Source organism: Pseudomonas sp. EA_65y_Pfl2_P78, assembly GCF_963970495.1.
GTDB lineage: Bacteria > Pseudomonadota > Gammaproteobacteria > Pseudomonadales > Pseudomonadaceae > Aquipseudomonas > Aquipseudomonas baetica_A.
This window is the reverse complement of sequence record NZ_CAXAON010000028.1, coordinates 61,659-88,237: the sequence shown is the minus strand read 5'-3', so window position 1 is coordinate 88,237 and position 26,579 is coordinate 61,659. Positions and strand designations below refer to the sequence as shown.

The window sequence follows — 26,579 nt, the reverse complement described above, 5'->3', positions numbered from 1 at the left end:
TGGTCTGGACAGACAAGAAACTGGGAGCCGATGGGCACTGTGATGTTGAACCCGGATCGGCAGCAGCAGACCGAGAAAAGAGCGGCATAGTTAGACGGCGACGCGACAACAACCTTGAAAAACGCCGGTAGCATCGAATTTCCTGGGTGACATCAAGGTTTCCCGCAAGCTGGGAACCGGTTTCGGCATTCTTTTGCTGGCTGTTTTGGCCGTTGCTTTCATTGGCTATAACAGCAACAACGTGCTGGTTGATCGCTTGAGTACGACGCGCCTGATTGGCACGTTGAATGACGCTACGCAAAATATGCGATTGTCCGAAAAACAGTACGAAGCTGCGGCTGACGCTGCTTTCGTTGATTCTTATCACGCTCAGCTCAATGTCTTGCAGGGCTTGGTGGGCAGGGCACTGGAAACGTTGACGCGTGCCGAAAACCAACAAGCCTTGAAGGCTTTGCAAGCGTCTATCCTTGCCTATGATGAAAAGGTGAAGCGGCTGATCGATGCCGACAAGTCGACGACGGATGCCTTGAAACCGCTGAGTGCGCTGTCCGACAAGTACGCAGACACGTTTGCCGGGATGCTTGAAAGCACCACAACCAGCGCTCTGGCGTCAGCCGATAGCGAGCGCGTTCGGGAGTTACGTACGGTGGCTGACTTGCGCAACGGCATGACCCTGTTTCGCCTGATGTTGCGTCGCTACATCGCGGTGCCGAATGAGGTGAACAAAAATGTGCTTATGGCGACGACCGACACGTTCCTGAGCGATATCACTGAAGCGCGTACCCGTTTGCCGGCGACCCTGTCGAGCCAGGTTGAAGAAGCGTACGCCGGGATGCGTCGTTATCGCGACGTCTTGGTGGAAGTGGCCGGGCTGTTTGCGCAGAAGCAGAGCATGCGTCAGCAGGTCGATCAGGAAAGCAAGGCGATGGACAGCATCATGAACGGTCTGATGGATACCCAGCAGCGCCTGGCGCTTGAAGATCAGCGCTCAGCGTTTATTCAGATGGCGGTGTTGACCCTGTTGGCGCTGTTGGTCGGGTTGTTCGCTTCGGTGGTTATCTCGCGCCAGATCACTGCGCCGCTGGCATTGACGGTTGATCTGGCTCGACGAATTGCCAAGGGCGATCTGACGGTACAGGCCAAATCAAATCGCAAGGATGAGTTGGGCGATCTGCAAAACGCGATGCAAGACATGGCGCAGAACCTGAACACGTTGGTGCAAGGCATCGGCAATGGTGTCACGCATATTTCGACCTCGGCGGAAAAACTTTCGGCGATGAGCGAGCAGACCAGCGCGGGTGTTCGTCAGCAAAAAAGTGAAGTCGATCAAGTCGCCACGGCGATGCACGAAATGGCCTCGACGGTGCAGGAGGTCGCGCGCAACACCACCGATGCGTCCGCGGCCGCGACGTTGGCCGATCAACAGGCGCGCCACGGCAGTACGGTGGTGAAACAGGCGACGGTGCAGATCAGTGAGCTCGCTGTGGCCATTGAAGCGTTGGGCGGTGCGATGAACGTGCTGTCTCAGGACAGTGAGCAGATCGGTAAAGTGATCGATGTGATCAAGGCCGTCGCCGAACAGACCAATTTGCTGGCGTTGAATGCCGCTATCGAAGCAGCGCGGGCGGGTGAGCAAGGACGTGGATTCGCCGTGGTAGCAGACGAAGTACGCTCGCTGGCCCAGCGCACACAGGACTCGACCAAGGAAATCGAGGCACTGATCATTACCCTGCAACAAGGCACGCAAGCGGCCTCTACGCTGATGGCCTCCAGCCGCGAGCGCACCCTCGATACGGTGGTGTTGGCGCAAAAAGCCGAGTTGGCGATTACCGAGATCAATCAGTCCATCGGTACGATTCAGGAAATGAGCCTGCAGATCTCGGCCGCTGCCGAGCAGCAAAGTGCCGTGGCCGACGAGATTAATCGCAGCATCGTCAGCGTGCGTGATGTGGCCGACCAGTCGGCGGTTGCCAGCGAAGAGAGTGCGGCAGCGACGATTGAGCTGGCGTCGCTGGGGCAGGACTTGCAGCGAATGACTGCGCATTTCCGCACCTGATTATGCGAACGATCAGTCCACGGCACCTTCAAATATTCAGGCGCCGTTGGGCTAAAGTGATGCTTGGGTTGGCAGATAACCCGGCTCAAGCGCTGTTTCTTTATTTATCACCACGGACGGTTGCAACCCATTATCAGGGGGCGTCATGACCGACTTTCCAAAAACATCCGCCTCACCCGGAGGCTGCCAGGGCTGCAAAAACCAAGGCGCGCCGGATCTGGATTTCGCCTTTGCGTTTCAGCCCATTGTGGATCTGCGCGATCAAACAACCTTTGCCCATGAAGCCTTGGTTCGCGGCGTGAATGGTGAGGGGGCGTTGTCAGTTCTGGAGCAGGTAGACGATCAAAATCGTTATCGATTCGATCAACTGTGTCGTGTTCGGGCTATTTCCACGGCGGCTCAGTTAGGTATGACCGAGTACCTGTCGATCAACTTTTTGCCGAATGCCGTTTACCGTCCGGAATTGTGCATTCGCAGCACGCTTGAAGCGGCGCGCGCTCACGGGTTCCCGCTGGATCGCTTGATCTTCGAGGCGGTTGAGGGCGAGCACGTTGAAAAGAACAGCCATCTGACGAACATCTTGCGTGAGTACCGTGAGTTTGGTTTCAAGACGGCGATCGACGACTTTGGCGCAGGCTATTCCGGTCTTAACTTATTGGCGGACTTTCAGCCGGACTTGATCAAGCTGGATATGGCGTTGATCCGGGATATCCACCTTGACCGAGTTCGCCAGACCATCGTGCGTAACGTTGTGAACATGTGTAGAGAGTTGGGCGTCGAGGTGATCGCCGAGGGCATAGAAGAGGCGCAGGAAAGAGACTTTCTCGCTGATTGCGGCATTTATCTGATGCAGGGTTTCTGGTTCGCCAAACCTGCTTTCAAGTCACTGGCGCAGATTCCAAAGGGGGCGTGGCTCAAGCGCTGAGCGTCTTCAGCTCGCACTGATCCGCTCGATAACGGGGGCCAGCGCCGAGCGTTTGTGTAGCCACTCAGCCTTGGTAATCCCCAATAGCACGACGTCAACCCGCACTCCATCTTTCACCACGTTCTGTCGCCGTACGCCTTCCACTTCGAACCCGAACTTCTGGTGCATTTTGACCACCGCCGAATTCATCGCCAGCACTTCGCAATTCAGCTTTTCCAGCCCCGCGACGTCAAAGGCGTAATCCAGCATCCAGAACTCAACAACACTGCCCAGTCCTTTACCCTGCAATCTGACATCCAGATAAAACGCCCAATCGGCGGTTTTGTGCATTGCATTGATCGCATTCAACGAAACAACCCCGGCCGCTTGTTGATCCTTGATCACTACAAAAACCTGCTGCCGTGGGTTGGCCTGCAAGGAGGCCAGCCAGTTGGCATGTTCCTGTTCGGTGATTTCGTGGGAGGTGTACATGTACTTGCGCACGTCTTGCTGATTGCGCAGGTGGCGGACGTGGGCCTGGAGGTCGGGGCTGGCTTCGGTCAAGGGAAGAAATTGCATGCAGATGTCCTTGTCTGGCGCTGTGATTCTGAACTGGCGCTGTCGATCACGAAAGTTTCATGTTGCCGGGTACGGCGCGGGCCTAGGATGCTGACACAAGATCGTTGCTTTCCATCCCGAGGGGAATCGTGCCATGAGTCTGAACGTCGTCAAAGTGTTGTTGATTGCGACTGTGTCGGTGTTGAGTGCGTGTTCGGGGGCGGGAGGGTTGACCACGACAAGTTGTTTCTCCAGCGACTGTCAGTCGCCGCAGGGGCGCAATGCCAACACCTTGAAGTTTGGCGGGAGCAATATGGCTAACAGCTTCAACCAATACAGCTCCGGCCTGTTGCATGACGACTGAGGATTACTGCTCAGGTGTTACGGCAATCCATTCACTCAGCACTTTCTGATATTGGCCAGTGACCTTGCTCAGATGCAGCCACTGATCGACGTACAGTTTCCAGCTGATGTCATCGCGCGGCAGCAGGTAGGCTTTTTCCCCGTACTGCATGAATTGGTGCGGGTTGACCGCACACAAGCCGGGTTTGAGCTTCTGCTGATAACGCGCTTCCGAGGCATCGGTGATCATTACGTCGGCCTTGTTGTCGAGCAGTTGCTCAAAGATCGTCACGTTGTCGTGCAGGGCCAGTTGTGCCTTGGGCAGGAAGGCATGAACGAAGGCTTCGTTGGTGCCGCCGGCAGGCTCGACCAGTCTTACGTTGGGCTGGTTGATCTGTTCGAGGGTCTGGTACTTGGCTTGATCGGCGCAACGCACCAGCGGGATCTTGCCGTCGACGTCAAGGGTGTTGCTGAAATAGGCCTTTTTCTGCCGTTCCAGGGTCACCGAAATCCCGCCCATGCCGATGTCGCACTTACCGGCCTGCATGTCGGGCATCAGGGTTTTCCAAGTGGTCTGCACCCATTGGACTTTGACGCCGAGGCTTTCGGCCAGCGAGCGCGCCATGCTGATGTCGATGCCTTCGAATTCGCCGTCGTCGCGCTTGAAAGTGTAGGGCTTGTAGTCGCCGGTGGTGCAGACGCGCAGTTGGCCTTGTTGCTGGAGGGTGTCCAGATGTGACGATTGTTCTGAAGCCTGAGCGCTGAAGGTCAGGGGCAGGGCCAGCAGGGTACCGAGCAGGATTGTGGTTGTTCTCATGGCTGTCGAGCTTCCAAGGGATCGGAGCGAGAAGTTAACCACGTTCTTGGCGCTGATCCCTATCGGTACGATGCACTTACAAGCCTAATCCCTCCTGCACCACCTGCAACAGGTTGTTTTCCGTCAGTGCAATCGCATCCAGTTGCTGCCCGGTTTCCATCGACTGCAACCACCAATGGCTTTCGTGGTGCTCATCGACGGTGCGCAGCAGGGAAGTGTCTTTGCCTGGCAGGGTAATCTGCACACGACCGCAACCATCCCCGGTAAAGCGTGCGATGGGATCAAACGTGAGGCTGTGGTGGTTGGCCTCGATCATCAATTGGTCGATGGCGTAATCATGGGTTTGACCGTCGGGCGAACTTTCGCAAACGTGGGTAGGGTTGCGTCGAATCTTCAGGCCGACTTCGGTCACTGGCTGCAACCACGCCTCGATGCGGTGGTACAGGTCATAGACCTGCGCCGGCCAGCAATCGATCTCCAGTTCCGCGCAGGTAATGTCGTCCGCGGGGGTGTGCCGGGTTTGCTTGAGCTTCGCGGCGAGTTCGTCTGCTTTACTCATTTCGGATCCCTGTGTTTGATGTCTGCTTATTAATCGTAGACCTTTCAACGGAGTACAGCGTTGCCTTGCGTCATGCGCTTGCAACACAAGCGTGTCGAAATCATGGCTGACCCAGTCGGGTCAGGATCGAAAACCACGGACGCAAGCGTCCCAAGGAGCGGGTGTATGAAAAAGCTGTTTACAATTTTGGCGGTGATTGCGCTGACGGCCGGTAGTATCGGCCTGAGTTCGGCGCGTCAATCCCAGGCCAGCAAGGTGCAGGCGGAATCAGTGGCGGGGGTGTTTGATTACTACCTGCTGTCGTTGTCCTGGTCGCCGACGTTTTGCCTTACACACAAGGACGACGTGCAGTGTTCCGGCAAAGGTTACGGTTTCGTGCTGCATGGTCTGTGGCCGCAATACGCCAAGGGCGGCTGGCCAGAATTCTGCCCGCCGATGGCTACGCTGTCGGCAGAGCAGAGCAGCAAGGGCATGACGCTGTTCCCGACCCGCAAATTGCTTGATCACGAATGGTCGAAACATGGCACGTGCAGTGGTCTCGGCGCGATGGGCTATCTGGATGCGGCGGATAAAGCGGTGGGCGCGGTGAAAATCCCGCAAGAGCTGCAACCGTTCAGTACGTCCTATTACTTTGAGGCGCAGGAGATTTCCGACTTGTTCCGCAAGGCTAACCCGGGGATTGCGGCGGATGGCATCGCGGTGATTTGCAGCGGCCCGGAATTGTCGGAGGTACGCGTGTGCATGGGTAAAGACCTGCAGCCTGGCGCCTGTGGCAAGGGTGTGAAAACTCAGTGCCGGGCAGGGGATATTCGGGTTCCGCCGTCGCGGTGATGTGATCGGCAATTGTTCAAGGAACGGCGCCTGAATGGGCGCCTTTTTTGCTTGAAGGTAATGGCTTCTTAGGGGGCAGCCCTTCGCTGCACCTGCTCTCGATGTGTTCGACTTCGTCGAACGGCCGCTGCGCTCCCACCCCCGGATCAATCCCGGAACGAAGCCTGCCGACGGGCCTTTGAGGTCAAGCGCTGTACGCGAGCTAACGCTCGTTGTGTGTACGCAAATTAAAACTGTAGGCGCCAGCCTGTTGGCGATGGTGGCCTGCCAGCCGACCAGTCTCTGGCGGGTGCCCCCATTCCCTGTAGAGGCTGCCGAAGGGTGCGATCTTTTGATCTGCGTTGGCCTTTGACTTGGAGCCCACCGTAGCGAGGGAACACTGAGTCTTGGCGAGATGAAGTACGTCCGGAAAAAGTGACCCGCTGTAAGAGCGGAACCGCCAGCCGCAACACCCAAAAAACGGATATTCACAAAGGCTACAAGAGCATGGTCGGCCCAACGGCCGCCTCGCTCAATCAAGCAAGAAAAACGCCGACAGATGTCGGCGCTTTAGTGAGTGCTGAACGTATTACCAGTTGTAGGTCACGTCGGCGGTCATGGTACGGCCTTCGCCGTAGTAGCAGTCGAGGGTGCTGTTGCACGCGGCAACGTACTTCTCGTCGGTGAGGTTCTGCAGGTTGGCTTGCAGCTTCACGCCTTTGATGTGCAGCGGCGATTTTTCCAGGTCATAGGAGACCATGGCGTCATACACGGTGTAGGACGGGATCTGGAACGAGTCCGACTCGTAGTCCGAACCGTAGCTGCTGCGCACGTAGCGTGCACCCAGACCCATACCGAAACCGGCCAGGGCAGTGGAGTTGTCGAAGTCGTAGTTGACCCAAGCGGACGCGGTCAGTGGTGGACGCATCGCCAGGGTGCGACCTTCACGACCGTCGTTGTCTTTCTCCCACTTGGTCTGGTTACGTGACACCGCAGCCATTACGCGCAGGTTGCGGGTGACATTGACCTTGCCTTCCAACTCGACACCACGCGAGCGCACGGTCCCGCTCTGGGTGCTGAAACCCGGATTGTTGAGGTCCGAGGTGAGCATGTTGTCCTGGTCGATCTGGTAGGCCGAAACCTGGATGAAGCCATCGATGGACGTCGGCTCGTACTTGATACCGACTTCGTACTGCTTGCCGGTGGTGGGTTCGAATGCGCCGCCGCCCATGTCAGTACCGGTTTGCGGCAGGAACGATTCGGCGTAGCTCACGTATGGCGTGATGCCGTTCTCAAACTCATAACCAAGGCCGGCACGACCGGTGAACTTCTCGTCCTTCTGGTTGGTGTGGCCGCGAGTCAGTGGTTGCTTGTTATCCGTTTCAGCGAAGTCATAACGACCGCCGAGTGTCAGGAACCACTGGTTCCAGCGCAGTTGATCCTGAGCGTACAGGCCGGTCTGCGTGATGGTGTTGTCCCATTTGTACGGCTGGCGGAAATTGATCTGGCTGCCATATACCGGGTTGTACAGGTCGATACCCGGGGCGGTGCGGTCATAGAGGCCAAGGAACTGCGAGTTGAAGTGGTAGTAGTCCACGCCCAACAGCACGGTGTGGTCGATATCGGCAGTCTTGAACTTGGCCTGGGCGATGTTATCGATGCCGTAAACCTTGTTGTGCTGCGACCAGTCCACCGCGTAACGGTTCTGGTAGCTATTGTCGTTAAGGCCGGTGACCGGGTTGGTCGGGAACGAATAACCGTGCAGCGGCGCCACGTACTGGTCGTTGACGTCGGCGTAACGAGCGTTCTGTTTCAGGGTCCAGACGTCGTTGAGTTCGTGGGCGATTTCGTAACCGAGGACGAACTGCTCGCGGTGGTACTTGTTCACGTCCGGCTCGCCAATGAACCGGCTGCGGCTGATACGCCCGTTCGAGGTGCTCTTGACCGTGCCGAACGCAGGTAAACCCTGGGCTTCCGGTACGTCGTGGTCTTTCTGGTACTGGCCGAAGACAGTGATGGTGGTGCGGTCGTTCGGTAGCCAGGTCAGGCTTGGCGCCAGCAACATGCGGTTCTGGCTGGCATAGTCGATGGCCGAGTTGCTGTCGTTGAACACGCCGGTCAGGCGATAGAGGAACTCGCCCTGATCGTCAATCGGGCCGCCGAAGTCGAAGGCACCGTATTTACGGTCATAGCTGCCGCCACCGATCTTCACTTCGTGCAGCGCAGTGGCGGTCGGACGCTTGCTGACCATGTTGACGATACCGCCAGGCTGGTTCTGGCCGTAAAGCACCGACGCAGGGCCCTTGAGCACTTCGACGCGCTCCAGGGTGTACGGGTCGATCTGCAGCGAACCGCCGGTGCTGCCGCCGCCATAAGGCATGTGCAGGCCATCGAGGTACAGCGGGGTAGGGGAAAAGCCACGGGAGGTTGGCTCGTCGAAAATCTTCACCCGGTCTGCAAAACCGCCGCCGGTCATGCCTGGTGTGTAGAGCAGGGCTTCGGTCACCGACTTCGAACCGCGCATCTTGATTTCGTCTTGAGTCACGACGTTGATGGTCTGCGGAATTTCCTTGATCGCCGTATCGGTTTTCGAACCCGAGGCGCTGCGCTTGGCGACGATCCCGGCAACCGGACCCCAGGCTGATTCCGCGGAGGCGGAAATGTTGGTCGGTGCCAGATCCAGGCTGGCGCCGTTGGCGTTGCGGGCGCGCAATGCGACGTTGTTGCCCTGCACGCTGTAGGCGATGTCGGTGCCATTGAGCAACTGGGCGATCGCGGCCGTTGGTTCCAGGTTGCCGTTGACGGCGGTGCTGCGCAGGCCACTCACTTCATCCGGGCTGTACAGCACCTGGAGGTTGGTCTGGCGGCCGAATTCCTGCAAAGCGCTCCCCAGCGACTGAGCAGGAATATTGATCGCCACGGCGGCGGCCTGGGCCTGGCCTGCCAATGGCAGGGTCAGAGCCATGGCGCACAGCGCTGGCAACGTGGAACCTAAGGAGCGGCGGATCAGCAGAGCCTTGGCGAGCGGGTGGAGTCCGTGCGGTGCGGGCATTGTTCTTCTACTCTTCAAAGTGTTGACTGAGAACTATTTCTATTAACTGTAAGTAAGACGTTGAGCCTTCCGAAAACCGGAAAGACTCAACGCACTTTTTTTACAAATTTTTCACAATCAGGCGGGTTGAAGCTCGGTGACCACTTTGCCGGCGTTCATGCGCACCAGTTGATCGGCGACATCGAAGTAACGATCGTCGTGGGAAATGACGATGATGGTTTTGCCCAGACGCTTGAGGTCAGGCAGCAGTTCGGTATAGAAGATGCGGCGGAAGGTCGGGTCCTGGTCGGCGGCCCACTCGTCGAACACCAGTACCGGCCGTTCTTCCAGCCACGCGTTGATCAGGGCCAGACGCTTGCGTTGGCCGGTCGAGAGGTCGGTGGTCGTGAACGAACCGTCGCGCACGCTGACCTTGTGCGCGATTTCCAGACGCTCCAGATATTTGTTGGCATCTTGCGGAATGTGCGTGTCGCCCTGCACCACGTCGTCGAACAGGTAGTAGTCGGCGAAAATCGTGGTGAACAGTTGACGGTAATCGTCACGGGTGGTGGCGTCGATGATCTGCTCGTTGAGGCGGATTTCACCTTGCTGCGGCGCGTACAGGCCCAGCAGCAGTTTGATCAGGGTGGTTTTGCCGCAGCCGTTCTCGCCCACGATGAAGAGGATGTCACCCTGTTCGATCTTCAGGTTCACCGGCCCGAGACGGAATGGGATCGTGCCTTGTACGGTCGGAAAACTGTACGAGACGTCGGTCAGCTCCAGGCTCTGCACCGTTGTCTTTTTATGGCCTTGATCGTTGAGCAGCAGGTGCGGTTCGGGTGAGGAAAACTGCTCGGACAACTCGGCGATACGGCGGAACGCGATCTGCGCGCGACTGACAATCGGCAGCGCGGCAATGATGTGTTCGAGCGGGCCTTTCATATACAGCAGCACCAGTACAAAGCCGCTCATGACCGCTTTGTCGGCGCTCGGCCACAGCGATTGCAGGCCCAGCGCAAGACCGATCACGACGAAGAACAGCATCGAACCGAGCGTCTTGGCGATCACGAATATGTTCACCGATCGCACCTGAATGTCGCAGATCTTGTCCGCCGTGCCTTCAATGCCCGAGACAAACATGCGGTGCCGGCGCGGACGGTGGATGCGCAGTTCCTTGGCGCCCTCGGCGAGCGCGTGGTAGTGCTTCTGCAGTTCGTCTTCGTAGTCGCGGGCCTTCATGAAACCCTGCATGCCACGCCCGCGAGCAATGTACTGAACGACCGTGCCGATCAGAATGGCGACCACCGTCAGCAGAAACATCGGCCACGACAGCATCGCCAGATAACCCATGCACCCGAGGGTCACGGTCATCGAAATCGCCAGCGGGGCGAATGCGAACGCGAAGTCGCTGATGGTATCGACGTCGTGGGTCAACACCGGAATCAGGCGATGGCTGCGGTAGCGCTCGATCTGCTCGATCGGCGCCGAGAGGACTTTCTCGCCCAGTTCCTTGCGCAGTTTGGCGATGATGTGTTGGCCGACATAGTTGGTGCCAATGTCGGAAAAAATCGAGGTGGTCAGGGCTAGCAGACACAGGCCGGCGAAGACCGCGACCATGGTGTTGCTCAGGTCGCCTTCGCTGTGCAGCACGCTGTTGATGGTTGCCAGTAACGCGGTGACGCTCAGACCACCGACCATGCCGAGCAGGATCGCGCCGGTGACGATCAGCCGAAAGGGTTTGAGCAGGGCGAACAATTCATTGATCACCCCGCGTGTTGGATTGCTCATGGAGGTTCCCTGCTTGAGAGAGCGGCGAAGGCCGGCATTGACTCGCGGGCTTCGCCTGGATGACGTAGAGGGCGGTGGCGCGCCGTGTCGGTTGGCGCCCACCTGTAAAACGACTGGCAGGACGGCTAATTTAGCCGGGCGATAGCGCTACAGATCGCGGGCGACGCGAAAGCCGATCCAGTCGCCGCGCGTGTCGGTGTAGGTCGCGTTGCGATTGCCGGAGCGCGAGAACACTGGCGCCTCACCCCAGTCGTTGCCGCGTATGCGGCGCACTTCGCATTTGCCGCTCGACCAGGCACTGCCATCGCTGGGCGCACCGATGTAGTTTTCGTTGTAGCAATCGGCTGTCCATTCATAGATGTTGCCGTGCATGTCGTAGACGCCGAAGGCGTTGGCCGGGAAGCTGCCGGCCGGCGCAGTGAAGTTGTAGCCATCGGCGGCGCCGTAGGTGTTGGCGTGTTTGGCGATGCTGTATTCCTTGCCTTCATCGAACGGGAAGGGGAAGGGGCCGCTGCTGCCGGAGCGGGCGGCGTATTCACGCAGGGATTCGCTGACCAGTCGATATGGCTTGCCGGTTTTCTTCGACAGCCACGCCACGTACGCCTCGACTTCAGGGAAGTCCATGCACACCGCCGGATGCTTGTCGGTGTACTGCTTTTTTGGGTCGCTGCCCTGATAGTCGGGAACGCCAGCCTTGCAGGCGCGACCGGGGCGGGTGTCACCGTCGGGCATGTTGTAACCGGTGTCGGTGAGGTAGGCGTTCCACTGGCCCTTCAAAATCTGAAAGCGGCTGATCGCCAGCGGGTTGGCAAACGTCACCGGGTGCATCGGGCCTTCGTCAGGTTCGCGGCCGACTTCGTCATCCGGAGTGCCCATGGTGAACGTGCCGGTGGGCAGTACGACCATTTCCGGGCAGTCCTTGCAGTCCTTGAACACCTTGCCCGGCGCAGGTGGCGTGGCGGCGTGGGCGGCGCCTGGCAGCAGGCTGATGGCGAGGGCGGTGAGCATCAGTGCCGGCAGGGCCTTCAAGGAAAAACGACGCAGTTCACTGTTCATTGGAGGGGGCTCGCTAAAAGGAAAAAAAGGGATCGCGCGGGATCAAAGAGCTTGGTCGAGCACGGCCAGCAGTCGGTCGATCTGGGCTTCGTCGTTGAGCAGCCCCGGAGCGGTGCGGATGACCGGGCCGACATCGCGGTTGACGGCATCGGCCACCACACGATTGCTCATCAGGTGCGCAGCGATCTTGTCGCTGTCCTCGTCCTTGACCCGGAAGAACGTGAAGCCGGCGGACAGCTCAGGGCTCAATGGCGTGACGAGTTCAATTGACGGGCGTTGTTGCAGGCGTTTTTTCAGGTAGCTGTTAAGCGCGTGAATGCGCGCCTCGACCTCTGCCTTGCCCAATTGCAGGTGCAACTTGAACGCTTCGTCCAGCGCCCAACGGTGTTCGAACGCGTGATAGCCACCGGGGGTCATGGTGGTGGAAAACGTTGTCGCTTCGGAGAACGTTGGAATGATCGGTGTGATGTACCTGACCTCTTCGAAGCGGCTGCAAATGAGGCCGGTGCCGCGCGGGCCGAACATCCATTTGTGGGTGCCGGCGATAAAAAAATCGCAGTTCATCTGCGTGAAACTCAGGTCGTCCACGCCAAAACCGTGAACGCCATCCACCACATAAATGATTCGGTTAGCGTCACTGCGCCCACGGTTGTGTTTGTCGACGAGGGCGCCGATCTCGCCGATCGGCAGTTTCAGGCCGCTGCCCGAATGCACCCAGCACATCCCCAGCACGCGGGTTTCGGGGCGAATGGCGCTGTCGATGGCGGCCAGGATTTCAGCTTTGCTGGTGCGGTGCACATCTTTGAACAGAGGGATTTTGCGCACCCGCGTGCCGTCGCGTTCGGTGCGCAAAGCGAGGATGGTGTGAGTCGCGTAATGCTCGTGGACGGTGGTGAGGATTTCCTGATCGGCGCGCACATGTACGCCGCCGTAAATCGTCGCCAAGCCTTCGGTGGTGCTGCCCGTCAGCGCGATCTGCTTCGCGTTGACTTGCAGGTAACGACCCGCCCAGATCCGCACGTTTTCTTCGCGCTGTTCGATCACACCCAGATCCCAGTCCATCGCCAGGCCAGGGTTCTTGTCGAGGGCGGAGCGGTGCATTTCGATGGCGTCGCGCACGGGTTTGGGGTGCGAGGTGACCAAAAAATTGGAGAAGTGCAGGTAATCCGGATCCTGATCGAACAGTTGCTGCAACTGCGCCCACTTGTTGCGTGGCAACGGCGCGGCTGCTGAGGCGCTGGCGACACTCGGCAGGCTCGCCCCCAGTGGCAACGCCGCGGCGAGAATTCCCGCCTGCTTCAGAAAGTCACGGCGATTGCTCATGGCTTGGCGGTTTCCTGCGCGGTGGCCAGCGAAGGTTTCGCGGCTTTTTCGACCTGATCCCAGACCCGCAGGAAATTGCCTCCCCAGAGCTTGGCGATGTCGGCTTCGGAATAACCGCGCGAGATCAGTTCGGCGGTGACGTTGCGGATCTCTGCCACGTTCTCGAAACCTTTGACGCCGCCGCCTTCATTGAAGTCGGAGCTGATGCCGACGTGATCGATGCCAATCTTGCGCACCGCGTAATCAATGGCGTCCCCCAGATCCTTGAGGCTGGCTTTCGGCTCTTGTTCGAGGATCCCGTAGAGGCGGCCGGCGTACTGGCCGAACTTCTGCTCGGACCACGCGGCAATGATCGGATCGCCGGGCATCAGCGCCATGGCCAGATTCGGCAATGGCGGCAGGTCGAACGCCTTGCGCATTTCGTTGAGTTTGTTCTGGGTTTCCAGAGTCAGCGGACGCAGGTACTGCGAGAACGCGACGATCTGGACGACGCCGCCGCTGTTCTTGATCAACTGCATTTCCTTGTCGCTGAGGTTGCGCGGAATATCGACCATCGCTCGCGGCGCCGAATGCGAAGCCACCAGTGGCGTGCGGCTCAGTTGCGCGACTTGCTCAAGGGCCTTGGTCGACATCTGCGATACGTCGATGATCACACCCAGATCGTTCAGGCGCTTGACCGCTTGCCTGCCCAGATCCGAGAGGCCATCGAGGGCGTCCGGCGAGTCATTGAGGAACGGCAGCGGACGCGACGAATCGGCCCAGTCGTTGTTGCCGATGTAGCTGAAGCCGAACATGCGCATGCCGCGTGCCGTCCACATGTCCAGCAGGCTCAGGTCGTGGCCCAGTGGATAGGCGTTGAGCATGCTGATGAAAATCACGAACTTGCCTTCGCCGTGCAGGCGCCGGAAATCGTCCGGGGTGTAGGCGATGGCGACCTGATTGGGATAGTCACGGACCATGCCGGAAATGATCTTGAAGCGGATCTCCTGCTGGTTGCGCGCCTCTTCGACGAAGCCGGGCGTCGGTTTGTGAGGCGCATTCGGACCGTTCCACATTTCCGGCCAGCCGAAGATGGTCAGCGCAGCGCCCGACAGACGTCCACGGTTGGCCTTGGCCAGATCGAACTGGCCGTCACCGTCCTTGTCGGCTTCGTGGCCGTCGGTGCCGAAATTTTGCGTCAGGCTGACATGGCTGTCGAAGGAGAGCATGCGTTCGTGCAGCTCATCGGCCTGTTTCATGACTTTGACCGGGTAGCCGAGGTCGTCCTTGAACCCGAGTTGCCAAACGGCAAAGCCTGCGCCGGTGCTGATTGCCAGGGCCAGTGGCAGGCCGATCAATAGAGCCTTTTTCGAACGTGGTTTTGTCATTGCCATCTCAGTCAGGTTCGCCATCGAGGTGCAGGCGCGGGGGCCTTTGCTATCTGGGAAGAACGAGTAGTCGGCAGGGAAATTTAGGCGCGTGAACCTCTGGCAAAAGCGGCGCCTTAAATTTGCCGCAGCAACAAACGTTCTAGCTTGGATAAAGCCTGCTTCATGGCTGACACAGGTAGGGCAATGAAGATTTCTCGACGATGGTTCATGGCGGGCCTGGCGCTGACGGGCGCTGCCGTGCCGGCGGTTTATTTTGGGCATCGTGAATGGACGAAGCCGGACCCGACGATCACGCCTGGCGAAGCATCATTCGACGTCGCCGACAGGGCCGGGCAACGCTTGGCGAATGCGTTGCGCGGGGTTTGGGACATCCGTTTCGAAGGTCGTGACGCAGGTCTTGAAGGCTTGCCGCTGAAGGGGCTGCAAGTGTTTCTGGACATTGGCCAGAAGGGCCGAGGCGTGTGCGGCTTTCTCGATACGCCCGAACGCTTGCGCTCTGGCGACAGGCCTTGTTACCGAATTCTTGGTGATCTCGTCGGGGCCGATGCCGCGAAGTTGAGTTGGCGGCTGATCGGCGCTGATGGCCAGATCAGCTATGAGCTGGAAATGATCCTCGATGAAGTCTGGGCCGACTTCGGCAATGCTGGCAGTGGCACCCTCAGCGGCAAAGCGCTGCGACTTGATCGGGCGTTGAGCCTGCCAGCGCAGGACAACCGCTTCGTGGCGGTCAAGCGCCTGTTTCCCGAATCGCGCGAGCGCACACCGTTGAACGCGACGTTGCTGGCCTGGCTGATCTCTCCTGAACATCGCCTGTTCCACCAGTTGTGGCATGCAACCCGGGACAAGTGGCACAAGCTTCCCGAAGACAAGCGCGAGGCGTTGCGCGGCATTGGCTGGCAACCCGGCCCGCGTGACAAGGAGCGTGATGCCCGTGGCCCGCGCAAGGATCGCAACGGTTCGGGCGTGGACTTTTTCTTCATGCACCGGCACATGCTCGGGACGGCGCGATCGATGCAGGATCTGCCCTCCTGGGAATACTTCCCGCTGCCGCAGCCGGAGTTGATCCGCGACCGCATCGGTTTTGCCCGTTACTTCGATAATCATGACGGCACGGCTTTGCCACCGACGTGGACGGCCACAGGCGATGACGAGTTCAGTCAATGGGTTAGCGACATCAAGACCGCCGAAACTTACGAAAGCAATTTCCAGGTCTGGGAGTCGCAGTACCGTGATCCGGCGTATCTGGCAACACTCACGCTGGGGCAGTTTGGCTCGGAAGTCGAGTTGGGCCTGCATGACTGGCTGCACATGCGTTGGGCTTCGGTGCCGCGCGATCCGTCCAATGGTCAACCGGTGCCGTTTGCCCGCGATCCTGCGGACTTCGCCGCACGCTGGTACAACGCCGAAAACGACTTTCTTGGCGATCCGTTCTCGTCCCACGTCAATCCAGTGTTTTGGCATTTTCATGGCTGGATTGATGACCGGATCGAAGACTGGTTTCGCGCTCACGAGCGTTTCCATCCGGGTGAAGTCACGCGCCTGCAAGTCAACGGCGTGCACTGGTTCGCACCGGGGCGCTGGGTCGAGGTCGATGATCCGTGGCTGGGGCCGATCACCCATGGTTGCAGCACCACGCCGGGATTGCAGAGGGGAAAAACCGTCGAAATGGACCCGGAAACCATGAAACTGGCGCTGCGCATCACCTTCATCACCGACGAGGACAAGCTCGCCGGCCTGTTCCGTCGCGTGCCGCAACGACCATGGTATGCGCGCAATCTGAAGCCTAAAACCAGCCCGGCTTGAGGGCTGCGTCATGGTTATTTCGCGAGCAGGCAGGCAGCGAAATTACAGCGCCTGCCACCCACCCCCAAGTGCCTTGTATAACGCAATGCTCGCCTGCACCCGCGACAGCCGCAGTTGTACGTTCTGATCCTGCGCCGCATACAACGTGCGCTGGGTTTCCAGTACCGTCAGCAAGTCTTCGGCGCCGGCCTGATAGCGGCTTTGGGCGATGTTGAAGGCGGTCTGCGCCTGGCTTAATTCTTCGTTCTGCCACAACCGCTGCTCATCAAGGCGCCGAATGCTGTTGAGGGCTTTCTCCACATCAGCGAAGCCATTGATGATCGCGCCACGATAGTTCTCCAGCAGTTCTTGCTGGCGTGCCGTGGCCTTGTCGCGTTCAGCGCCGAGACGGCCGTTATTGAAAACGGGCGCGACCAATCCGGCGGTGAGGTTATAGAACGGGCTGCGGAACAGGTCGTCGAACTGGTTGGCGCCTGAGCCGAGCTGAGCCGTCAGGGTCAGCGCCGGCAGCATGGCCGCGCGGGCGACTTTGACGTCGGCCTCGGCGCCAGCCAGTTGCGCTTCGGCGCGAGCGATGTCCGGACGACGGCTGAGCAGCTCGCTGGGAACCCCAGCAGCAATGTCCGGCCAGTGCAGGTGATCGAAGGATTCTTTCGGCGACAGTTGCTGCACCGGTTGGCCGAGCAGGGCGGCCAGGCTGATCAGTGCTTCCTGGGCCTCCTGTTGCACGCGCGGCAGTTGCCATTGTTGCGCGGCGACCTGGCTCTTCTGCTGCGCCAGTTCCAGCGCGGTGGCCGAGCCTGAGTCAAAGCGCGTCTGCACCCGTTTCAGCACGCTTTGCGCGTTGGCCAGATTCAGCTCGGCGATGCGGCTTTGCTCGCGCAGCGACAGGGTTTTTGCATAGGTATTGGCAACGCCGCTGAGCAGTGTCAGCTCCACGGTCGCACGATCGAATTCACTGGCCTGCAGGGTGAATTGCGCACTGTCGCGGGACGCGCGTTTGCCGCCCCAGAAGTCGATTTCGTAAGTGGCACTCAGATTTGTATCGAAGTAGTCCACGGCCTTGTTGCTGCTGTTGGCGTCCAGTTGGCTATAGCCGTTACCGCGCAGCAGTGTTTGCCGATTGGCGTTGAGCCCGGCTTTGACTTCTGGCAGCAATGAGCCACCGGCGATCACCGTGTCGGCCTGCGCCTGACGCACCCGGGCAACGGCCGCCGCGAGGTCGAAGCTGCCGGCGCGTGCCTGTTCGATCAGGCTGTCGAGTTCCGGGCTGCCGAACTGCGTCCACCACTGTGCATTGTTGCGGGCGGCGCTGGCGGCTTGTGGCGATTGCCACGTCGCCGGTGGCAGCAGGCCGCTGTCCGGGCGCTGGACGGGATTGGCGCAGGCGCAGAGGATCAGGCACACGGTCAACAAACTGAGGCGCGGTTTCATAGATCGATCATTCACTGGTAAGGGCTGTGACCGGGTCGAGCCGGGCAGCTTTGCGGGCCGGCATGAAGCCGAAGACAACACCGGTGATCAGGGCGCAAGCGAAGGCGCCAAGCACCGCGGTCAAGGAAAACGCCACGGCGACTTCGCTGAGCACCAGCACGCCGCCGACGATCAGCGCCAAGGCGATGCCGGCGATGCCGCCGACCACCGAGAGCATCACCGCCTCGGTGAGGAACTGGCGCAGGATGTCACGCTGCCTGGCGCCGGTGGCCATGCGGATACCGATCTCGCGAGTGCGTTCGCGCACAGTCATGAGCATGATGTTCATCACGCCGATACCGCCCACCAGCAGCGAGATCGCGGCAATCGAACCGAGCATCAGTGACAGTGTGTTCTGCGTGCGCGCCTCGGCCTGGATCATCGCGGCGTTGTTGGTCAGTTCGAAATCTTTCTTGCCGTTGTGCAGGCGCAGCATCAGTTGCTCGATGGCCTGTTCGGCTTCCTTGACCCGGCGGGCGTCGGTGGCAGCGATGGCCACGTATTCGGGATCGCGGGTGCCGAACAGGCGCACGCTGGCCGCCGAATAGGGCACGGCGATGAGGTCGTCGCTGTCGGAGTCGCCGGAGCTGGCACCTTTTTCCGCCAGCACGCCGACCACCTGGAAGGGCACGTTCTCGATCAGGATGTATTGGCCGATGGGGTTGCTCACACCCTTGAGCAATTTACTGCGGACCTTGTGGCCGATCACTGCAACGGCCGCTGCGCTCGCTTCGTCGGCGTCGGTGAAATAACTGCCTTGCACCACGGGCCAGTTGAAGATTGCCGGGAAGTTTGTGTCGTTACCGCCGACATAACTCATATGGTCGACGTTGCCGTAACGTACGCCGGCCTCGGCGCCATTGACGGGCATGATTCGCTGCACTTGCGGCAGGCTCGCCAGTGCATGGACGTCGTCGAGGGTGACGATTCCCGGCGGCGTGCGCGGATTGGGCGCGGAGCCGCTCAGATAAATGATGTTAGAGCCGAATGCGCCCATTTGCGCCATGACCTGGCGCTTGCTGCCTTCGCCTACCGCCAGCATTACCACCACTGACGCCACGCCAATGATGATCCCGAGCAGGGTCAGGGCGGTGCGGAAGCGGTTGATCCACATCACCCGCCATGCCGCGTGCAAGGCGTCCACCAGCTCACCTTTCCAGGCGCCGGTGGCCTCGGCACCCTCGGCCAGACGCTTGCGCAAATCCACCGCCTGCAAGGCGCCGGGGTTGGCCGTGGTCTGTGCCTCGGGATTGTCTCGGGCGCTGTCGCTGATGATCAGACCGTCGCGGATTTCGATGATGCGTTTGGCCCGCGCCGCCACTTCGCGATCGTGAGTGATGAGGATCACCACATGACCCAGGCTCGCCAACTCGTCGAGCAGCGCCATGACCTCTTTGCCGCTGTGGCTGTCGAGGGCCCCGGTGGGTTCGTCGGCGAGAATGATGTGGCCGCCGTTCATCAAGGCGCGGGCGATCGAGACCCGCTGCTGCTGGCCGCCGGAGAGTTGATGGGGGCGGTTGCCCAGGTGTGAAGCGAGGCCGAGACGATCAAGCAGGGCGGCGGCGCGGGCATGGCGTTCGGCGGCCGGCGTGCCGGCGTAGATGGCCGGCATCTCGACGTTTTCCTGAGCCGAGCCGGACGGAATCAAATGGTAGCCCTGAAACACGAATCCGAAGGCCTCGCGGCGCAGCCAGGCCAACTCATCGCTGTTCAGGCCGGCAACATGTTCTGCGGCGAAGCGATACTCACCTGACGTTGGCCTGTCCAGACAGCCGAGGATGTTCATCAGCGTCGATTTGCCGGAGCCGGAAGCGCCGATGATCGCCACGAACTCGCCGGCCTGGATCGACAGGTTGATGCCGCGCAACACATGGACTTCAGGCGCGTCGCCGCCGCCGTAGGATTTGCGGATGTCCTTCAGGTCAATCAGAGGCGTTTGCATTCAGTCTCCGCTGCCGACAGCGGGGCCGATCAGCAAGTGATCACCTTCGCTCAAACCATCGAGAATCTGCACCTTGAGCCGGTCGCTGATGCCAGTGCGCACCTCGCGAGATTCAATGTTGCCGTTGGCGGCGACTACCTGAGCGGTCTGCAGGTTGGCCGTGTCGCTGCCTTGCAATGCTGCGACCGGTGCAGTGAGGACATCTTTGGCTTGATTGGCGACGAAGAATACTTGGGTGGTCATCTCGGCCATCAAGGCGTTGTCGGTGTTGTCGACGTCGAGCAGCACGGTGTACAGCACGACGCGGGCGCTGCCGCTTTTGCTGCTGGCCGGGCTGCCGCCGCCCTGGCTGGTCTGATCCAGCGGTTTGGGTGGCACCGGCAGAATCTGCCGCACAGTGCTGCTCCAGCGCCGGTGGCCGCCGCTGAGGGTGGTGAAGTACGCGCTCATGCCCGGTTTGACATGACCGATGTCGGCTTCGGACACCTCGGCCCACACTGTCATTGGCGAGAGCTTGGCGATGCGCAGGATCAATGGTGTCTGTTGCTGGGCATTGAGGGTCTGGCCTTCGCGCGCATCGAGAGCGACCACGGTACCGGCCATTGGCGCATAAATGCGGGTGTAGCCGAGTTCGGCCTGATCGCTGCGCAGGCTGGCTTCGGCCTGACGGATCTGCGCCTGGAACATGTCGATGCGGGCCTGCGTGGCTTTCAGCTCGGCGCGGGCGGTCTGCACGTCTTCTTCGCGGGTCGCACCGCCGGCGGCAAGATTTTGCTGGCGCTGGTACTTCTGTTGCGCCAGTTCATGCTGGGCGCGTTGTTCCTGCAATTGCGCCTTTAGATTCTCGACGGAGAAGCGCCCGGCATCGAGCTTGGCCTTCTGCGTCGACGGGTCGATCTCCACCAGCAACTGGCCTTCCTTGACCACGTCGCCGACTTCTACGTGGATCTTCTGTATCTGGCCCGAAGCCTGCGCGCCCACATCCACATAGCGGCGTGGTTGCAGGGTGCCGAGTGCGGTGACGCTGCTTTCGATGTCGCCGCGTGTGACTTGCACGGTGGCGAATCTATCCCGACCTGGCGGCATGATCTGCCACGCGGCGTAAGCGACAACGGGGATCAGACAAAGGACTACGAGCAGGGCGCGTCGGGCGGGGCGGGGACGTTTCATGCAGGGTTCCGGCCAGTGGAAATCGGCCCGTCGTTCGGCTGGCACACGGATTCGGGCAGCGCTGAACGCCGTCGCAGGGCGCGACAGACACGGGGAGCTGTCCTGTAAACGAGGAAAGTGCAGGGGAATTTAAGCGCGGACACACCCAGTAACAGCTATAGAACAGGACTATTTATCGGGCAAAGACAAACGCTACTTTAAATCTATATGAGAATTACTATAAATTACGCACCTTACGTTGCCACTATCTTGCTACCGCTCATCGCGGGGTGATCGATCAGTGTGCTCATGGACACAAACCGCACCTTTTGCGGCCGGGAGTCATGTTGGAAAACTACTATCGCGAGCTGGTGTGTTTCCTGAACGCCAAGCTGGGCAACCGTCAGGTTGCCGAGGATGTGGTGCATGACGCTTATCTGCGGGTGCTGGAGCGTTCCAGCGACACACCCATCGAGCAACCCCGGGCCTTCCTTTATCGTACGGCGTTGAATCTGGTCATCGATGATCATCGACGCAACGCGCTGCGCCAGGTCGAGCCGCTGGAAGTGCTCGACAACGAAGAGCGCTATTTCACGCCTTCCCCCCATGGCACCCTCGATCACGGCCAGCGTCTGGAAATGCTCCAGCGTGCGCTGGCTGAACTGTCGCCCGCCTGCCGCGACAGTTTTCTATTGCGCAAGATCGACGGCCTGTCGCACCCGGAAATCGCCGCACAGCTCGGCCTTTCCAAGGCCCTGGTGGAAAAGCACATCGTCAATGCGATGAAACATTGCCGTCTGCGGATCAAACAATGGGATGCCCATTGAGCCGTCGTCGTTAAATTTTATTTCACTGTTCTCGTTCCTACTCAACAGACGACCTGCCGTCCTGCTCAAGGCCGGTCAGGTCACTTAGGCTTTCCTTTCCCCACTGTTGAGGGGTTCATCCAGAGGACACTGGAAATGACACAGGCAATTGCATCGCCCATCGTTCACGACCTGATCGGCGTCGGTTTCGGCCCTTCGAACCTGGCGCTGGCCATCGCTCTGCAAGAGCGCGGCCCGAGCCAGGGCGAGCTGGATGTGCTGTTCCTCGACAAGCAGGCCAACTACAGCTGGCACGGCAATACCCTGTCGACTCAGAGCGAGCTGCAGATTTCCTTCCTCAAGGATCTGGTAACCCTGCGCAATCCGACCAGCCCGTACTCGTTCGTCAATTACCTCAAGTATCACGGCCGCCTTGTGGACTTCATCAACCTCGGCACCTTCTACCCGTGCCGCATGGAGTACAACGACTACCTGCGCTGGGTCGCCGGGCAGTTCACCGAGCAGAGCCGTTATGGCGAAGAAGTGCTGACCATTGAGCCTGTACTGCACAACCATCAGGTCGAAGCGCTGCGCGTGATTTCCCGCGACAGTCAAGGTCAGCAACATGCGCGGACCACCCGTTCGGTGGTGGTCAGTGCCGGCGGCACGCCGCGTATTCCCGAGGCGTTCAAGGCGCTCAAGGGCGACAGCCGCGTGTTCCACCACTCGCAATACTTGTCACAGATGGCCAGGCAGCCGTGCGTGAGCAATCAGCCGATGAGCATTGCGATCATCGGTGGCGGGCAGAGCGCGGCGGAAGCCTTCATTGATCTGAACGATTCGTTCCCGTCGGTGCAGGTCGACATGATCCTGCGCGGCTCGGCCCTCAAGCCAGCCGACGACAGCCCGTTCGTCAACGAAGTGTTCGCGCCGGAGTTCACTGACCTGGTGTTCCAGCAAAACAACGCCGAGCGTGAGCGTCTGGTCAACGAGTACCACAACACCAACTACTCGGTGGTCGACATCGATTTGATCGAGCGCATCTACGGCATCTTCTATCGTCAGAAGGTGTCCGGGATTGCCCGCCATGCCTTCCGCACCCTGACCACCGTCGAAAACGCCACCGCCACCGAAAACGGTATCGAGCTGACCGTGCGCAACAACGCCACCGGTGAGGTAACCGTGCGCCTTTACGACGCCGTGGTGCTGGCCACCGGTTACGAGCGGCAGATGCACCGCAAACTGCTGGCGCCGCTGGAAGAATACCTGGGCGAGTTCGAGGTCGATCGCCACTACAAAGTGATCACCGATGAGCGCTGCAAGGCAGGCATCTACATGCAGGGTTTTTGCCAGGCCAGCCATGGTTTGAGCGACACACTGCTGTCGGTGCTGCCGATTCGTGCCGATGAAATTGCCGGCTCGTTGTATGAGCATGGCAAGCATCGTGGGCATCGTTCGATGGCGGATCTGTTGTTGGCGACTGCCAGCTAGATTCTGCTGCGACTGATTCATCGCCTTCGCGAGCAAGCCCGCTCCCACACTGTTTTTCTGTGTACGCAGGAGAAAATGTGGAAGCGGGCTTGCTCGCGAAGGGGCCATTTGAAGCAACACAAATTCTGAATCCTGAACCCTTCCTGAAGAGCCCTGTAATTCCCCGATACACCTCCTTTTGCCGGTTTACTCTCCAGATATCGGGGCGTAAGCTTCGCGCGTTTTCATCAATAGCGGAGACCCACAGTGGGTACTTGTTCGAGTGACAGTTGTCGGCCGGTCTCGATAACCGGCAGATTCTCGGCAAGATAACGCGCCTCTTTTGTGCCGTTGTCTCGCCGTAAAAGCGAGCAGCGGCATCCCGTGCATGGCCCGTCCTGGGTCATGTCTGGACGTTCCTTCTCATCGACACTGAAAGAGCGTGATTTCGACTCATCGTCGTCATCGCAGCCCTATCGACACGCCTGTCTTTTCTGACCGGCGCGCCAAGCCTTGCCGTGCCGGTTTTTCCGGCGGCACAGGCGCGGCCGTACCTGCTTGACGGTTTCCCGGCTGACCATAGGGGCAACAGCCATGAAACTTACGCTCAAGGAATTTTTCGCAGGCTTTCTGCGGACCCGCCACTTCGCCCGGCACTTCCGTCGTCTGGCGTTGCTGGAATCGATCACCGACACCACGGTCAGCCGTGAAGTCCCCCCCACTCTGGCCAACACGCTGGTCGATGCTGCCCATTGCGACAGTGGTGCATTGCTGTCTTCACTGGGCACCCATTGCGACGGCCTCACCGACTTGGAAGTCGATGCGCTGCGTGCGCAGTACGGTTTCAACGAAGTCGAACACGAGCAACCGCTGCCATGGTGGACCCATCTGTGGCACTGCTACAAAAACCCGTTCAACCTGCTGCTGACACTGCTGGCGTTGATCTCGTGGCTGACCGAAGATCTGCAAGCCGCCGTGGTGATTTTCTCCATGGTGGTGCTGTCGACGCTGTTGCGCTTCTGGCAGGAAAGCAAATCCAACCAGGCGGCTGATGCGCTCAAGGCGATGGTCAGCAACACCGCCACCGTCATGCGCCGTGATGAGCCACGCACTGAAGTGCCGATCAAACAACTGGTGCCCGGCGATCTGATCGTGTTGTCGGCCGGTGACATGATTCCTGCCGATTGCCGCGTGCTCAGCGCCAAAGACCTGTTTGTCAGTCAGGCGGCGATGACCGGCGAGTCGATGCCAGTGGAGAAATTCCCACGTCAGGCGGATCGCGACACGCGCAACCCGCTGGAGCTGGACAACATTTTGTTCATGGGCACCAACGTGGTCTCGGGCACGGCGGTGGCGGTGATTCTCACCACGGGTAACAGCACGTATTTCGGTGCGCTGGCGCAACGCGTGGGCGCGACGGATCGGGCCGTTACCTCGTTCCAGCAAGGCGTCAACAAAGTCAGTTGGCTGTTGATCCGCTTCATGTTCGTGATGGCGCCGCTGGTGTTGTTCATCAACGGTTTCACCAAGGGTGACTGGACGCAAGCGCTGCTGTTCGCGCTATCGATTGCCGTGGGCCTGACCCCGGAAATGCTGCCAATGATCGTCACCTCGACGTTGGCCAAAGGCGCGGTATTCCTGTCGCGCAAAAAAGTCATCGTCAAACGCCTCGATGCGATCCAGAACTTCGGCGCCATGGACGTGCTGTGCACCGACAAGACCGGCACCCTGACCCAAGACAAGATCTTTCTGGCGCGCCACGTCGACGTCTGGGGTGAAGACTCGGACGACGTGCTGGAAATGGCTTATCTCAACAGCTATTACCAGACCGGCCTGAAAAACCTGTTGGATGTGGCGGTGCTGGAACACGTCGAAGTCCACCGTGAACTCAAGGTCGGCACGGCGTTTCGCAAGGTCGATGAGATCCCATTCGACTTCGACCGTCGGCGCATGTCAGTGGTGGTCGAAGGGCGTGGTCAGGCGCATCAGTTGATCTGCAAAGGCGCGGTGGAAGAAGTGCTGGCGGTGTGCACTCGTGTGCGCCACGCCGACGTCGATGAAGCCTTGAGCGATGAATTGCTGACCCGGATTCGTCAGATCACCGCAGCATTCAACGCTGAGGGCATGCGCGTGGTAGCGGTGGCAGCCCGATCGATGCCTGAAGGTCGCGACACTTACAGCCTGGCCGATGAGGCGCAGCTGACGCTGATCGGCTACGTGGCGTTCCTCGATCCACCGAAAGAAAGCACCGCGCCAGCGCTCAAAGCCTTGGCCGAACATGGCATCGCCGTGAAGGTGCTGACCGGCGACAACGAGTTGGTGACCGCAAAAATCTGCCGCGAAGTCGGCCTGGCGCAACAGGGCCTGTTGCTGGGCAACGACGTCGAGCGCATGAGCGATGCCGAACTGGCGGTGGCCGTGGAAACCACCAATGTCTTCGCCAAGCTGACGCCATCGCACAAGGAGCGCATCGTGCGCACCCTCAAAGGCAATGGGCATGTGGTCGGGTTCATGGGCGATGGCATCAACGATGCGCCGGCACTGCGCACCGCTGACATCGGTATCTCGGTGGACAGCGCGGTGGACATCGCCAAAGAAGCGGCGGACATCATCCTCCTGGAAAAGAGTCTGATGGTGCTGGAGGAGGGCGTGCTTGAAGGGCGCCGAACCTTCGCCAACATGCTCAAGTACATCAAAATGACCGCCAGTTCGAACTTCGGCAACGTCTTCTCGGTGTTGGTCGCCAGTGCATTCATTCCGTTTCTGCCGATGCTGCCGATGCATCTGCTGGTGCAGAACCTGCTCTACGACATTTCGCAGATCGCCATCCCGTTCGACAACGTCGATGACGAAATGCTGAAAAAACCACAACGCTGGCAGCCGGGCGACGTCGGGCGTTTCATGCTGTTCTTCGGCCCGATCAGTTCGATCTTTGACATCACCACGTTCGCCTTGATGTGGTACGTGTTCGATGCCAACACCCCCGATCACCAGACGCTGTTCCAGTCCGGCTGGTTCGTGGTCGGGCTGCTGACCCAGACGCTGATCGTGCACATGATCCGCACGCCGAAGATTCCGTTCCTGCAAAGCCGTGCCGCCATGCCGCTGCTGGTGATGACCGGGATCATCATGGCGGTCGGCATCTTCCTGCCGATGGGGCCGTTGGCGCATTACTTCAAACTGCAGGCGCTGCCATCGCTGTACTTCGTGTTCCTGCCGGTGATTTTGCTGGCGTACATGGCCCTGACCCAAGCGGTCAAAGGCTTCTACATCCGCCGGTTCGGCTGGCAGTAACACCACCGTACCTGTGGGAGCGGGCTTG

At 59.7% G+C, this 26,579-nt stretch carries 19 protein-coding genes and 1 pseudogene; 9 read left to right on the top strand and 11 right to left on the bottom strand.

What is annotated here, in order from left to right:
- Positions 1-241: 241 nt before the first annotated feature.
- The 3 genes and pseudogenes from AACY02_RS26090 to rimA form a co-directional block, all read left to right on the top strand.
- Positions 242-1,198: pseudogene (locus AACY02_RS26090) on the top strand (methyl-accepting chemotaxis protein); the annotation flags it as partial.
- Complete coding sequence (locus tag AACY02_RS26085; protein WP_409339157.1) at positions 1,184-2,056, top strand: methyl-accepting chemotaxis protein; 873 nt, start codon at positions 1,184-1,186, stop codon at positions 2,054-2,056. The pseudogene AACY02_RS26090 and the gene AACY02_RS26085, both read left to right, overlap by 15 nt.
- Before the next feature lie 145 nt (positions 2,057-2,201).
- The gene (gene rimA / locus AACY02_RS20110) at positions 2,202-2,981 is read left to right on the top strand and encodes a S6 modification regulatory phosphodiesterase RimA (RefSeq protein WP_339433467.1); all 780 of its coding nucleotides are present in this window, start codon (positions 2,202-2,204) and stop codon (positions 2,979-2,981) included.
- Positions 2,982-2,987: 6 nt separating this feature from the next.
- Here rimA and pseH read toward each other — a convergent pair whose 3' ends face one another.
- Positions 2,988-3,539 (bottom strand): UDP-4-amino-4,6-dideoxy-N-acetyl-beta-L-altrosamine N-acetyltransferase, encoded by a 552-nt coding sequence (gene pseH, locus AACY02_RS20105; protein ID WP_339433466.1) that lies wholly within the window; start codon positions 3,537-3,539, stop codon positions 2,988-2,990.
- Between the two features lie 133 nt (positions 3,540-3,672).
- Between pseH and AACY02_RS20100 the strand changes: the two genes are divergently transcribed.
- On the top strand, positions 3,673-3,882 hold the full coding sequence (locus AACY02_RS20100) for a hypothetical protein (RefSeq protein ID WP_339433465.1): 210 nt from the start codon (positions 3,673-3,675) through the stop codon (positions 3,880-3,882).
- 3 nt (positions 3,883-3,885) lie between these two features.
- Here AACY02_RS20100 and AACY02_RS20095 read toward each other — a convergent pair whose 3' ends face one another.
- Positions 3,886-4,677 (bottom strand): transporter substrate-binding domain-containing protein, encoded by a 792-nt coding sequence (locus AACY02_RS20095; RefSeq protein WP_339433464.1) that lies wholly within the window; start codon positions 4,675-4,677, stop codon positions 3,886-3,888.
- 76 nt (positions 4,678-4,753) lie between these two features.
- Positions 4,754-5,236: a hypothetical protein gene (locus AACY02_RS20090; protein WP_339433463.1), complete on the bottom strand. Its 483-nt coding sequence runs from the start codon at positions 5,234-5,236 to the stop codon at positions 4,754-4,756.
- 165 nt (positions 5,237-5,401) lie between these two features.
- Between AACY02_RS20090 and AACY02_RS20085 the strand changes: the two genes are divergently transcribed.
- Positions 5,402-6,067 (top strand): ribonuclease T2, encoded by a 666-nt coding sequence (locus AACY02_RS20085; protein ID WP_339433462.1) that lies wholly within the window; start codon positions 5,402-5,404, stop codon positions 6,065-6,067.
- Between the two features lie 568 nt (positions 6,068-6,635).
- Here the strand turns inward: AACY02_RS20085 and AACY02_RS20080 are convergent.
- The 5 genes from AACY02_RS20080 to pvdM form a co-directional block, all read right to left on the bottom strand.
- A complete protein-coding gene (locus tag AACY02_RS20080) occupies positions 6,636-9,098 on the bottom strand; it encodes a TonB-dependent siderophore receptor (RefSeq protein WP_339433461.1) in 2,463 nt (820 codons plus the stop codon).
- A gap of 117 nt (positions 9,099-9,215) precedes the next feature.
- Complete coding sequence (locus AACY02_RS20075; protein WP_339433460.1) at positions 9,216-10,865, bottom strand: cyclic peptide export ABC transporter; 1,650 nt, start codon at positions 10,863-10,865, stop codon at positions 9,216-9,218.
- 147 nt (positions 10,866-11,012) lie between these two features.
- Entirely contained in the window at positions 11,013-11,921 is a 909-nt protein-coding gene (pvdO, locus tag AACY02_RS20070; protein ID WP_339433459.1) for a dihydropyoverdine dehydrogenase, read from the bottom strand.
- 42 nt (positions 11,922-11,963) lie between these two features.
- Entirely contained in the window at positions 11,964-13,244 is a 1,281-nt protein-coding gene (gene pvdN / locus AACY02_RS20065; RefSeq protein WP_339433458.1) for a pyoverdine-tailoring periplasmic protein PvdN, read from the bottom strand.
- A complete protein-coding gene (gene pvdM / locus AACY02_RS20060) occupies positions 13,241-14,611 on the bottom strand; it encodes a pyoverdine-tailoring dipeptidase-like protein PvdM (RefSeq protein WP_339433457.1) in 1,371 nt (456 codons plus the stop codon). The genes pvdN and pvdM overlap by 4 nt, the downstream gene beginning before the upstream one ends.
- Positions 14,612-14,797: 186 nt before the next feature.
- Between pvdM and pvdP the strand changes: the two genes are divergently transcribed.
- On the top strand, positions 14,798-16,417 hold the full coding sequence (gene pvdP / locus AACY02_RS20055; protein ID WP_339433456.1) for a pyoverdine maturation tyrosinase PvdP: 1,620 nt from the start codon (positions 14,798-14,800) through the stop codon (positions 16,415-16,417).
- Positions 16,418-16,459: 42 nt separating this feature from the next.
- On the opposite strand, the gene AACY02_RS20050 is transcribed toward pvdP, so the two are convergent.
- The 3 genes from AACY02_RS20050 to AACY02_RS20040 are packed head-to-tail and all read right to left on the bottom strand — an operon-like array spanning position 16,460 to position 21,002.
- Entirely contained in the window at positions 16,460-17,851 is a 1,392-nt protein-coding gene (locus AACY02_RS20050; RefSeq protein WP_339433455.1) for an efflux transporter outer membrane subunit, read from the bottom strand.
- 7 nt (positions 17,852-17,858) lie between these two features.
- Positions 17,859-19,832, bottom strand: coding sequence for a MacB family efflux pump subunit (locus AACY02_RS20045; RefSeq protein WP_339433454.1), 1,974 nt, complete (start codon positions 19,830-19,832; stop codon positions 17,859-17,861).
- The gene (locus AACY02_RS20040) at positions 19,833-21,002 is read right to left on the bottom strand and encodes an efflux RND transporter periplasmic adaptor subunit (protein WP_339433453.1); all 1,170 of its coding nucleotides are present in this window, start codon (positions 21,000-21,002) and stop codon (positions 19,833-19,835) included.
- 323 nt (positions 21,003-21,325) lie between these two features.
- On the opposite strand from AACY02_RS20040, the gene AACY02_RS20035 reads away from it, so the two are divergent.
- From AACY02_RS20035 to mgtA, 3 genes are all read left to right on the top strand, one after another.
- Positions 21,326-21,808, top strand: a complete 483-nt coding sequence (locus tag AACY02_RS20035) for a sigma-70 family RNA polymerase sigma factor (RefSeq protein ID WP_339433452.1) — start codon at positions 21,326-21,328, stop codon at positions 21,806-21,808.
- Between the two features lie 135 nt (positions 21,809-21,943).
- The gene (locus tag AACY02_RS20030) at positions 21,944-23,278 is read left to right on the top strand and encodes a lysine N(6)-hydroxylase/L-ornithine N(5)-oxygenase family protein (RefSeq protein ID WP_339433451.1); all 1,335 of its coding nucleotides are present in this window, start codon (positions 21,944-21,946) and stop codon (positions 23,276-23,278) included.
- Between the two features lie 573 nt (positions 23,279-23,851).
- Positions 23,852-26,551, top strand: a complete 2,700-nt coding sequence (gene mgtA, locus AACY02_RS20025) for a magnesium-translocating P-type ATPase (RefSeq protein ID WP_339433450.1) — start codon at positions 23,852-23,854, stop codon at positions 26,549-26,551.
- Positions 26,552-26,579 lie beyond the last annotated feature (28 nt).

Bases quoted from the DNA above. Each gene is read 5' to 3' on its own strand.
- AACY02_RS26085 (WP_409339157.1), top strand. From the start codon at position 1,184: ATGCAAGACATGGCGCAGAACCTGAACACGTTGGTGCAAGGCATCGGC.
- rimA (WP_339433467.1), top strand. From the start codon at position 2,202: ATGACCGACTTTCCAAAAACATCCGCCTCACCCGGAGGCTGCCAGGGC.
- pseH (WP_339433466.1), bottom strand. From the start codon at position 3,539: ATGCAATTTCTTCCCTTGACCGAAGCCAGCCCCGACCTCCAGGCCCAC.
- AACY02_RS20100 (WP_339433465.1), top strand. From the start codon at position 3,673: ATGAGTCTGAACGTCGTCAAAGTGTTGTTGATTGCGACTGTGTCGGTG.
- AACY02_RS20095 (WP_339433464.1), bottom strand. From the start codon at position 4,677: ATGAGAACAACCACAATCCTGCTCGGTACCCTGCTGGCCCTGCCCCTG.
- AACY02_RS20090 (WP_339433463.1), bottom strand. From the start codon at position 5,236: ATGAGTAAAGCAGACGAACTCGCCGCGAAGCTCAAGCAAACCCGGCAC.
- AACY02_RS20085 (WP_339433462.1), top strand. From the start codon at position 5,402: ATGAAAAAGCTGTTTACAATTTTGGCGGTGATTGCGCTGACGGCCGGT.
- AACY02_RS20080 (WP_339433461.1), bottom strand. From the start codon at position 9,098: ATGCCCGCACCGCACGGACTCCACCCGCTCGCCAAGGCTCTGCTGATC.
- AACY02_RS20075 (WP_339433460.1), bottom strand. From the start codon at position 10,865: ATGAGCAATCCAACACGCGGGGTGATCAATGAATTGTTCGCCCTGCTC.
- pvdO (WP_339433459.1), bottom strand. From the start codon at position 11,921: ATGAACAGTGAACTGCGTCGTTTTTCCTTGAAGGCCCTGCCGGCACTG.
- pvdN (WP_339433458.1), bottom strand. From the start codon at position 13,244: ATGAGCAATCGCCGTGACTTTCTGAAGCAGGCGGGAATTCTCGCCGCG.
- pvdM (WP_339433457.1), bottom strand. From the start codon at position 14,611: ATGACAAAACCACGTTCGAAAAAGGCTCTATTGATCGGCCTGCCACTG.
- pvdP (WP_339433456.1), top strand. From the start codon at position 14,798: ATGAAGATTTCTCGACGATGGTTCATGGCGGGCCTGGCGCTGACGGGC.
- AACY02_RS20050 (WP_339433455.1), bottom strand. From the start codon at position 17,851: ATGAAACCGCGCCTCAGTTTGTTGACCGTGTGCCTGATCCTCTGCGCC.
- AACY02_RS20045 (WP_339433454.1), bottom strand. From the start codon at position 19,832: ATGCAAACGCCTCTGATTGACCTGAAGGACATCCGCAAATCCTACGGC.
- AACY02_RS20040 (WP_339433453.1), bottom strand. From the start codon at position 21,002: ATGAAACGTCCCCGCCCCGCCCGACGCGCCCTGCTCGTAGTCCTTTGT.
- AACY02_RS20035 (WP_339433452.1), top strand. From the start codon at position 21,326: ATGTTGGAAAACTACTATCGCGAGCTGGTGTGTTTCCTGAACGCCAAG.
- AACY02_RS20030 (WP_339433451.1), top strand. From the start codon at position 21,944: ATGACACAGGCAATTGCATCGCCCATCGTTCACGACCTGATCGGCGTC.
- mgtA (WP_339433450.1), top strand. From the start codon at position 23,852: ATGAAACTTACGCTCAAGGAATTTTTCGCAGGCTTTCTGCGGACCCGC.